The 10,107-nt window shown below is 41.7% G+C and carries 9 protein-coding genes and 1 pseudogene; 8 read left to right on the forward strand and 2 right to left on the reverse strand.

Going from position 1 to position 10,107, the window contains the following annotated elements:
- The coding region (locus tag SPADD19_RS02655; RefSeq protein WP_241496432.1) for an alpha-amylase at positions 1-1,074 on the reverse strand (1,074 nt) is incomplete at its 3' end.
- 208 nt (positions 1,075-1,282) lie between these two features.
- Here SPADD19_RS02655 and SPADD19_RS02660 point away from each other — a divergent pair.
- The 3 genes from SPADD19_RS02660 to SPADD19_RS02670 are packed head-to-tail and all read left to right on the forward strand — an operon-like array spanning position 1,283 to position 5,333.
- The gene (locus SPADD19_RS02660) at positions 1,283-2,914 is read left to right on the forward strand and encodes a M20/M25/M40 family metallo-hydrolase (RefSeq protein WP_061455262.1); all 1,632 of its coding nucleotides are present in this window, start codon (positions 1,283-1,285) and stop codon (positions 2,912-2,914) included.
- Positions 2,915-2,953: 39 nt separating this feature from the next.
- Positions 2,954-3,697 carry an ABC transporter ATP-binding protein gene (locus SPADD19_RS02665; RefSeq protein WP_003010968.1) on the forward strand — a complete coding sequence of 248 codons (744 nt, stop codon included), beginning with the start codon at positions 2,954-2,956 and terminating at the stop codon, positions 3,695-3,697.
- A complete protein-coding gene (locus tag SPADD19_RS02670) occupies positions 3,687-5,333 on the forward strand; it encodes a hypothetical protein (protein WP_061455117.1) in 1,647 nt (548 codons plus the stop codon). The genes SPADD19_RS02665 and SPADD19_RS02670 overlap by 11 nt, the downstream gene beginning before the upstream one ends.
- 193 nt (positions 5,334-5,526) lie before the next feature.
- Here SPADD19_RS02670 and SPADD19_RS02675 read toward each other — a convergent pair whose 3' ends face one another.
- Positions 5,527-6,369: a DegV family protein gene (locus tag SPADD19_RS02675; protein ID WP_061455118.1), complete on the reverse strand. Its 843-nt coding sequence runs from the start codon at positions 6,367-6,369 to the stop codon at positions 5,527-5,529.
- Positions 6,370-6,498: 129 nt separating this feature from the next.
- On the opposite strand from SPADD19_RS02675, the gene SPADD19_RS02680 reads away from it, so the two are divergent.
- The 5 genes and pseudogenes from SPADD19_RS02680 to SPADD19_RS02700 all read left to right on the forward strand — a co-directional run.
- On the forward strand, positions 6,499-7,068 hold the full coding sequence (locus tag SPADD19_RS02680; RefSeq protein WP_003010925.1) for a TetR/AcrR family transcriptional regulator: 570 nt from the start codon (positions 6,499-6,501) through the stop codon (positions 7,066-7,068).
- A 114-nt stretch (positions 7,069-7,182) separates the two neighbouring features.
- Positions 7,183-8,145, forward strand: coding sequence for a hypothetical protein (locus SPADD19_RS02685; protein ID WP_061455119.1), 963 nt, complete (start codon positions 7,183-7,185; stop codon positions 8,143-8,145).
- Between the two features lie 69 nt (positions 8,146-8,214).
- Positions 8,215-8,871 (forward strand): DUF443 domain-containing protein, encoded by a 657-nt coding sequence (locus SPADD19_RS02690; protein WP_081103055.1) that lies wholly within the window; start codon positions 8,215-8,217, stop codon positions 8,869-8,871.
- Between the two features lie 72 nt (positions 8,872-8,943).
- Positions 8,944-9,633: pseudogene (locus SPADD19_RS02695) on the forward strand (DUF443 domain-containing protein).
- Positions 9,634-9,645: 12 nt separating this feature from the next.
- A partial coding sequence (locus SPADD19_RS02700; RefSeq protein WP_061455120.1) for a DUF443 family protein occupies positions 9,646-10,107 on the forward strand: 462 nt, incomplete at its 3' end.

Raw genomic sequence — 10,107 nt, forward strand, 5'->3', positions numbered from 1 at the left:
GGCATAGGCTGCAGGCTTAAACCATTCTTGGATCGTAGATTCCAAGGCTTGCCCTCGCTGGGTATCATGGTTGTCCACAAAGGTCACGGCCTGTTCAGGATGATTGAGCGCTAGTGTTCCATCAAAAATAGTTCGAAGGTCGAAATTTTCACCCTCTTGACTAGCTCTGAAGAGATTTTGGTGGAGGGCCACATCGATCAAGTCGTATAGGTAGTCAATGCTTTCCAAGTACTCATCGTTGGTTTCTGTGTCGCCATTCCAAAATTCACCAAAGACGTAGAAATCTTCACCATATTTTTTGGTAATATTGTGGATGAAATTCTTCATAAAGAAGGAGTCAATGTGTTTGACTGCGTCCAGACGGAATCCCTCAACCCCTGTCGTTTCGATAAACCATTCAGCCCATTGATCGAGATTTTCTACAACCTCGGGATGTTTGAAATCGATATCGGCGTACATGAGGTAATCGTAGTTTCCGTTTTCCTTGTCAACCAGATCTCCATGAGCCCAACCTTTGTTGTCCCCTTGGATTTGGTAGATCCCATTCTTATTACATGAAGCATCGTAGTCCGTACCGGTAAAGTGGTACCAATGCCAGCGGAAGTCATTATAGGCGCCATTTCGGCCATCAAAGGTGAATTTGGTCCATCCTTGAATGGTGAAGGGTTCAGTGAGAACCTTGTTTCGATCCATAGGATCGACCTCAACGACCTCGAATTCCTCTAAGCCATCAGCAGCAGCCTTATGGTTGAGCACGACATCGGCCATTGGTTGAATCCCTGCATCTTTGAGGGCTTGAATGGCTTGAAGATAATCATCTTTGAAGCCATATTTGGTGCGAACCGTTCCTTTTTGATCGAACTCGCCCAAATCAAAGAGGTCATAGACTCCGTACCCAACGTCATTGTTAGAAGTAGCTTTAAAAGCAGGCGGCATCCAGACTTTACGAATACCCAAGTCTGCTAAGTGTTGCGCATCTTCAGCAAGACGCGTCCAGTGGTTCCCATCAGCAGGCAAATACCACTCAAAATATTGCATTAAGGTTTGATTTTCCATCGTTATTTCTTCTTTCATGTGAATGTCCTTATTTTACCAAAAATAGTTGGATGCGACAAACGTTTGCGCTGGAAGCAAGCCCTTTCTAGAAAAGAAATCGCATACATGAAAGAAATAAAGTGAGAATATAAAAAGTAGCATTTTATTTACGTAGAAATATCAGTCTGATACATATATTTCTATTCATTTTATAGTTTGATCATAACAAAGGAGGATTGGTTTGAAAGTGAAAACCACCAATAGAGAGAGCATCGAAACGATTTTTACTGAAGCCTTGGCAATCCCAAGCTTTACCAACACGGAGACCGAGCAAGGGATCGAAGCCTACCTGGATCAACGGATTGCCCAGATCCCTTATTTCAAGGAACATCCGGACCACTTTGGGCGCTATCAGGTGCCACAGGATCACTTGCATCGGTCGGTCAATTGGGCCTTGGTTGATAAGGGCAAGAAAAAAACAGTTATCCTTTTCCACCACCATGATACAGTCGATTTAGAAGACTATGGTAATTTGGCAGAAATCGCACTCGATTCTGATCAAGTAGCAGAAGCCTTGAAAATACTGGATAGGCGACCAGATATGCAGGAAGATTTAGCTTCTGGGGAGTGGAAATTTGGCAGAGGGTCTTGCGATATGAAAGCAGCTTTGGCCCTTCAATTAGGGGTTCTAGAATCCTATGCGGCGGATCCCTCAGGAGGTCAGGTCAACCTGCTCTATCTCTCTGTTGGAGATGAGGAATCCTATTCCCGTGGGATGCGGGGAGCCTTGGGCCTCCTCACTGATTTACAGGAAACCTTTGATCTGGATTATGTATTAGCAGTGGATTCAGAGCCCTTTGAATCAGAATTAGGAAAAGAAAAGGTTCTTCACATCGGTACAGTCGGTAAACTAATGCCAGTCGTTGTGGCGCAAGGTGTCTTGTCCCATATGAAGGAACCTCTTAAAGGGATCAATGCCTTGTCCCTCTTAGTAGCCATTGCAAGCCAGCTGGATCTTCATCCCGATCTGGCAGATCAGGCCTTGGGAGAAACGTCTCCTCTTCCTTCTTGGTCCTATCTCAGAGATTTGAAGGAGCAGTACGATGTATCGACCGTGCTCTATGCGGCTGGTTATTTCAGTGTGTTGCATTTGAAGAAAACACCCCAAGAGCTCCTACAGCGGATTTATGAGCTTAGTCAGGAGGCCTTGGACGCCTTTTACAAGAAGTACGAGCACTTGCAGGATCAGGCAGGCCAAGACCATATTATTGCAAGGCCAAGAGTCATCACCTATCAAGAACTAGAGGAACGTTGCCAAGCCTTAGAGGGCTACCAAGACTTTAGAGAAGCTTCTAATAAAAAAGCGGAGCAAGATTTTCGTAATGGGACCAGCTACCAGAGCCTTGCGATTCAGCAAATCCAGCGACTCCTTGAGTTTCTCGGAGATAAGGATCCTATGGTGGTCATCGGTTTTGCGCCCCCCTATTATCCTTCCATGAATTGCCGCTTTTTAGACAATACCGATTTCAATATTGTGTCCCTCATCACTGATTACCGCGAGTATCTGGACACAAGAGGTTACCTCTTAAAAGTCGAAGAATACTTTATGGGGATTAACGACACCAGTTATTGTGCCTTGGAAAAGGATGTGGCCTCTTATCAAGTCGTCTTGGATAGCCTAGCCACACCAGCCCAGGTCTATGATCTGGATCTGGAAAAAATTGCTCACATTCAGGTTCCAGCGGTCAATCTAGGCCCTTGGGGCAAAGAATTGCATAAGCGAGGAGAGCGGGTCTACAAAGAAGACTTCTTGGAGACCATTCCAAACTATCTGCTAGAATTGCTCTACCATTTCGATGATCGCTTATCAACAGAATAAGAAAAAACGGTCCCTGTGAGGATCAATTAGGGAGTTAACATGATTACATTTCACGGAGTTACCAAAGATTACGATGGGCACATTGCCCTCAACCACTTGGATCTGACCATCGAAGATGGGCAAATTGTCGGACTGATTGGCCACAACGGAGCTGGCAAGTCCACAACCATCAAGAGCCTGGTCAGTGTCATCACCCCAACCACTGGTTCCATTGAAGTGGATGGTCAGGACCTCTATAGCCATCGACTGGCGATCAAAAAGAAGATCGGTTATGTGGCAGATTCGCCAGATCTTTTCTTGCGTCTCACAGCCAATGAATTTTGGGAGTTGGTTGCGACCTCTTATGATATGAGTCAGAAAGACTGTGACCAACGCTTAGAGGAGCTTCTTAGGATCTTTGATTTTCAGAGCCACCGCTATGAAGTGATTGAATCCTTTTCACATGGGATGCGCCAGAAGGTCTTCGTCATTGCAGCCCTCTTGTCCGATCCAGATATCTGGGTCTTGGACGAACCAATGACCGGTTTGGACCCACAGGCTTCTTACGATTTAAAACAAATGATGCGCCAGCATGCGGATCGGGGCAAGACGGTTATTTTCTCTACCCACGTTTTAGAAGTAGCCGAACAACTCTGTGATAAAATCGCCATTCTCAAAAAGGGTAATCTCATTTTCTATGGGACGATCGAGGAATTGAAGGGCCAACATCCCGAACAAAGTCTGGAAAGTATCTATCTCAGCCTAGCGGGTCGTAAGGAAGAAGGTGGCGATCATGCGTCTTAAGATCATCCAGCAGCTGGTCAATGTTAATATCATCTATGCCAGTCAGCCCGCTCAGATCGCAAAATTACGTGCCAAACAGGCCAAAAAACCGGACGTCAAACTCAATGTTGCCCGCAAATCGGTGCTCAACTATCTCTTTTTAGGCCTGGTCTATTTCCTCATATTTGGCTTGCTCTTTAGCATCTATGATTTTGTGAACCAACCAGCCTTCTTTGTCAATATGGTCGCCCTTTTTTCCTTGATGACCATTTCTCAAGGCTTTATGAGCTTTTACAATGTCTTTTATGAAAGCAAGGACCTCCAGTTTTACCGGCCCTATGCCTTCTCAGATGCGGAAGTCATTGCTGGAAAGAGTATCTCTGTCATCCTGACCCTCCTCATGGCTATCCTTCCCCTGGTCAGCTATTTTCTGATCCTGCCTGTGCAAGCAGGCGGCTTTAATCCGTTAGGGATCCTGCTAGGCCTCTTTTGTGCCTTGATTCTCTTAGGAGTTCTCTTTTTAGCGACGATCATCCTAGCTCATTTGATCACTAAGACCCTCTTTTTCAAAAAACACACGACCCTGGTCTCCAACATCATGGTCGGAATTGGTTCCCTTCTGAGTCTAGGAGCTTATCTCTATCTGAATCTAGTCCAGACCCATCGGGTAGAAGTGACAGGGGGCGCAGATATTCCCATTCTATTTCCACCTTTTACTGCCTTTCATCAGTTCATTCTCCATCCTTTTGATGGAGAAGCGATCCTTGGCCTTCTGGGCTGGATCCTGCTCCTTCTGGTCTTGATCGGCCTGGTTCGAAAAATTGTGATCCCGCAGTTCTATGATGCAGCCCTTGCAGTTGCGACCAACCAAACCGTCAAAGAGCGCGTGAAAGTGCTCCATGTTGGTCAGAAAGATTCCTTTAGGCGATTTGTCATTCAGTATCATCGCAGACTCTTGAGCGATGGAACCCTTATGGTGCAAGTCCTCTTGATGATGAGTATTCTGCCATATATTTTCCTCCTCAGTGGAGCAGCAGGAGCGTCTAAAAATATAGGAGGACTCAGTTCTTACTTGACGCCCCAGTATCTGGTGCCACTGACCCTTGTTGCCATCTTGATCGGTGTTTTCAACAGTTTTGGAGGTTTGACCAGTATCGGTATTTCGCTGGAGCGCGAAAACTTTGAGTACCTGAGATCGCTCCCTATTGATTTCAAACGCTATCTCTTTATGAAATTTTGGTTGCTCTATCTGGTGCAATCCATTCTTCCTGTCATTCTTCTAGTTGGCGTTTGTCTCTATTTTGGCGTCCATCCCTTGGCTATCCTAGCTATGTTATTGATCTGGGTGGTAACGACTATTCCGATCTGTATTCGAGACTATGTCAAAGATTTTCAAAATTTTAGCACCAATTGGACCAATATCACAGAGTTGATGACCCGCCATCGTGGGAATGCAGTTCTTCAGTCTATTCTCTTGATTGTCTTTCTCTTTTTGATGTTTCTTTTGATTATTGTCAGCTTCATTTGGACCTATCATTCTGTCAGCACCCTGCTGGCTGTGATCCTTTATAGTATCATCCTGTTAATCGGAGCAGGAATCAGCTACACCATCTACCGCAAAAAAATCCGCACTCTCTACCAAGAGATCGGAGAATAAAAAGAGAGAGTGGGACAGAAATCGGTAATTCATTAGAATTCAATTTCGTCGTCCCACCTCCGCACAGTTGAGTAGGACTGTAAAGCTGATGAAATCAGCGTAGTAGAGCCCACTCAACCGCTGCGTCTTGCTCGACAATCCAAAAACAATTGAGAGGCTAGGACTTTTGTCCTAGCCTCTTTTTAGTCGTAACTTAAATTTCATAGCCCATGAGGAGGCCGCCTTCTTCGGCGTAGAAACTACAAAGTCCAGAAGTGGGAAGAACTTCAATCATTGCACGGGCAAATTTTTCACGGACCAATTCAGAGAATTGCTCGATAAATTTTTCATTGTTGCGGTGGGCGATGGTGATATGTCCACCATTATAGCCTGCCTTGATCAATTCATCAAAAGCTGCCTTGATCGCTTTCTTTTGGCCCCTTGCTTTTTGAAGCAGCTCAAGGGTACCGGTCTTACTAGCTTCGCCGACCATACGGATATTGAGGAGTCCGACAACAGTTCCGATCAATTTGCTGAGACGCCCATTTTTGACCAGATTATCAACCTTGGCCAAAACAAAGAGCAACTTCGTCTTAGACTGATAGGTCGTGATCACATCGACCACTTGATCAAAATCGAGGCCTTCAGCGACCAACTGATTGAGCTTGCGAACGATCAGGTCCACCTCACCCCCAGCTGATAAGCTATTAATCACGTGAATATTGGTATTCGGATGCTCTTCCAGATAAATCTTCTTAGCTACCTCAGCACTATTGTAGCTACCTGAAAGGGTTCCAGTGATGGTGACTACAACAATATTTTCAGCCCCTTCAAAAGACTTCATGTAGTCATCAGGACTCGGGCAGGCAGACTTAGAAGCAGTCGTAGTCGCATACATCTCCTCCATCATCTGATCGATATTGAGTTGGGCATCATCTGTGTAGATGGTCTCTCCCACTTGGATGGTCAATGGGACACTGGCAAACTCCGTATCCGGTGCCAGATTGTCCAAAGAGCGGTAGTCACAGCCTGAATCCGCAATAATTTTCCATTTCATCAGTTCATACCTCATAATTGTATAAAAATGTACATTGACAAGTAGTATGTCTTCTTTTACAATTATATCATGAAGAGCAATGCTATCCAAGCAGATATCATCAGGTGAGACAGATAGAAAGTAAATGTTATGGCAGAAAGAAAAATATCCGAGAAATCCTTGGAAAATCTCAAACGATTTAACCGAGAAAACAATGCGATTACACGAGAATCCATCGAAATCTCTCTCCTGCAATTGTTGGAGAAAAAAGATCTGAAAAAGATCACTATCTCTGAGCTGGTTCAGCGTGCAGGTGTCTCTCGCGCAGCTTTTTACCGTAATTATGACTCCAAGGAAGAGATTCTAGAGTCCATCTTTCAATCTAGTATCGCAAAGATTACCAAGTCTTTAGATGGCTACAACCTCAAGACAGACCTCTACCAAGTCTGGGTCTACCTCTTTAAGGAAGTCAAGAAAGAAGCCAAGATCATTAGCCTAGCCATTGATTATAATTTCGAGCGGCTCTTGACCAAGGCAGTCTATGATTTTTTAGAAAAACGAAATGGCAGCTCCTCGAATGGCGCTGGCAGCTACCTCAATTCCTTCTGGAGCTCCGCCATTGTTTCTGTCATCTCCAAATGGATCAAGGATGGCATGAAGATCCCCGCTGAGAAGATCGCGACCTTAGGCCTGCCCCTCTTTCCACAAAAGAAGAAGTAAACACCACCGAGAGGTGGTTTTTTTCTTGCAACTATTACCAACTAGTGAGGAAGTTGCCCCAGTCGCAAAATTTCGGTATCATGGTAGGAGTTAACTAGGAGAGTGGAGGTTGAAATGAAACGAGTGAATAAGAAAATAATAGGAGTGCTAGTCCTTTTAGTAAGTATAGGATCTTTCTACTTGTTGAAGCAAGTTCAAAAGCATGGAAAAACGAGTCAGCAAGAAACCAAGCAGAAATATATAGATGCGAAAACTCAGAAACCTACAATTCATCTTTTTGATGACAATAAATTTGTATTTGTTGCGCAAAAAGATGGGATAGGTGGGATAGCATTTGGTCAAGATTATATTTCGGTTTTGGATGTCCATCAAAAAGAGATCAATCAAAGTATGATTGATAGAGAGAAAAATGGTTCACCTAAAATTGCAAAAGATGAGTATTTTAATATTATTTCTTATGATTTAAATGCTACTGGATTTCCAAGTAAAAAGACGGAAGTATATCAATTATTAGGGAAAAAAGAGTATCGAGGTGCGTACGATATCAGTCAGTATTATGCAGATAACAAGGATTACATACCGGTAACTTTGTATAAAGTTGGAAATAATGATAGTAGAAAAATCATAGTTGGTATTACGAATCAAAAAATTGAAGACCTTGAAAATTTTGAGGATTATGGTAAATCACTTTTTTCTGCCACTGAACAGGAAATGTCTAAGGGGAATGTTTATAATAACATTCGGCAAGCTATGAAAGAAAAGTACCATTTGAAATTCACAGCTGGTTATATTGATACCTCACTTTCAAAAGAAGATCGTGAAAAGATAGATATTTCCAATACAAATTTTGCACAAGACTATCCGGAAATGGCTAAGGATATAAAGAATTTAGCTCGTTTATATATGAGACCTAAGCAGTTTTCAACCAAAGAGTGGTTTGATACAGTTCTTCATTGGTTTGCGCCAAAGGGACAGGACGTGTTAGAGGTCTATGCGACGGATCCAAAGACCGGTGAGAAAACACAAATAAAATCCTACGATGAACTGCAGGCTTGGTCTACTAATCATCCAGAGTAGTGTGTGAAAGAAACAATATGAAAAGAAAAAGTTACGTTGAAAATATTAAAAATAAAAATGAGTAAACAAATGGAATTAAAATTTAAAAATTCAAATATGACCTGTATTCAGATTGTCCAGATAGATCAAGAATCGAAAAAGTATATCATGGATACGAGTACAATGAGTCCTAAGAGTTACTACTGGGGAATTAAAACAGATACGATTATAGTGGATATGGTGGAGATTGAAAAGAATAATACCCAGTTCGAAATCAAACCTACAACACCTATCAGTACGACAATGGCAGCCATCATTGTCCAACCAATTGTCAAAGTTGGTTATGATGTTCTAAAGCGGCTTTTTATTCAAAACAATCTTAGTGAGCAAGTATTATTAAAGTTATTACTCTTTGCAATTTCTATGCTGATTTCTTATTTTGCTATTCTGATTTCATTAAAGTTGGCCCATAAAAAAGCAGATAAATGGATTCCTAAAAACAGCCGTAAATACACAGTTACCTTTACAACTATTAAGAAAAGTAACGGAGGAGTATATCCTTTAGTTGGAGCAATTTTCATTTGTTTACTTTTCTTTCTTGGTTTGAATAATGGAACAGAAGGAGCTTTTTTGGTAATCAATGGAATCGTATCCTTATTCTTTTTCATGTTTACTCTAGGAAGTTACCCAATTGCTCTTCCCTACAAGCAAGGTCAAATTATTCTTGAAAAAATAGAAGAACAGTAGACGTTTTGTGATATCGTAGAAGTTACTTAATTGGCAAATAACATTAATTCAGAAAGTGATCAAATAAAATAAATGGCAGTTAATTTTAAAGCCTTGGATGTCTATTATTTTGGCATCCTTGAAATGGATGGAAAAAGGTATGTTTTAGATTCAAATTCGTTGACCTCTAAAAGTTACTATTGGGGATTTGCTCCTAAGGAGTTCAAGTTGGATATCATAGAGTTAGAGGATTCAAATAGAAACTTTGATAAAAAAATTAAAATGGCTCCTTAAGGTAGCCATTCGTTAGCGGTAAGTCTTGGAATTGGACTTAGTTTGGTCCTCAATAGAATCTGGGCTGGAATTTTTAGATATTATAGCATTAGTCAGAATCTCCATTTAAAAATCCTATTTTTTTTATTGTCAATTCTGCTAGCTTTTGTTATTTATAGATTCATCCTCTGGAGATCACGAAAAGAAATTGCCAGACGCCTTACACCCAATCGTCCAAAATATAAGATCGTCTTTCGAAATGTAAAGAAGCAGCGCCAATTTCATGCTTATGTTTTTCTTGTTCCAATTTTTATTGTGTTTGGAATCTATATGAAAATTCATAATGGTACTGAAGCTGGTTTACTTTTTGTCAATGGAATGTTGGCTTATCTTTATATTTGGATCGAATCAGGTAGTATTCCACTGGAATATGCCTATAGAAAGGGACGGATTGAATTTGAGAGACTGGAAGCAGTGGATGAGGATAAATCTGTTTACAAAGAAAATTAGAAGGAACTATGCATGCTAAAAAAAGCAAAAATAGAACAATTATCAAAAATTAATCTTCGTTACCGGATCTTACAAATGGATGGTGAGTCTTATTTAGTCGATGCCGATCGTCCCTTTCTCATTAGCTATTTCTTTCCATGGATTTTAAGCTTCATCCCTCATCGTGCCTATCCTTTAACTAAGGAAGAAGTGCAGACTCTAGCTCCCTCGGATCTTTCTAAAGTTCTCAATAAAAAGGGTACTCGGAAGAAAGGTTTTGCTTCAGCTTTTGGTATGGGTACAACTGCCGTGCTGTTATCGAAGGCCTTTCCTGTTGAAAAATATCTTTATTTTACTTCACATGTGCTAAATTTTGGAATGTTGGCTCTAGTTTTTAGCCTTGTAATAGGGATTCGGATATGGACAAGCATTCGGAAACCAATGCCCAACATTGTAAATAGCAACCACCCTATAAAGATATACCTCGTCGCAAAT

Source organism: Streptococcus parasanguinis, from assembly GCF_001578955.1.
In the GTDB taxonomy this organism is placed as follows: domain Bacteria; phylum Bacillota; class Bacilli; order Lactobacillales; family Streptococcaceae; genus Streptococcus; species Streptococcus parasanguinis_U.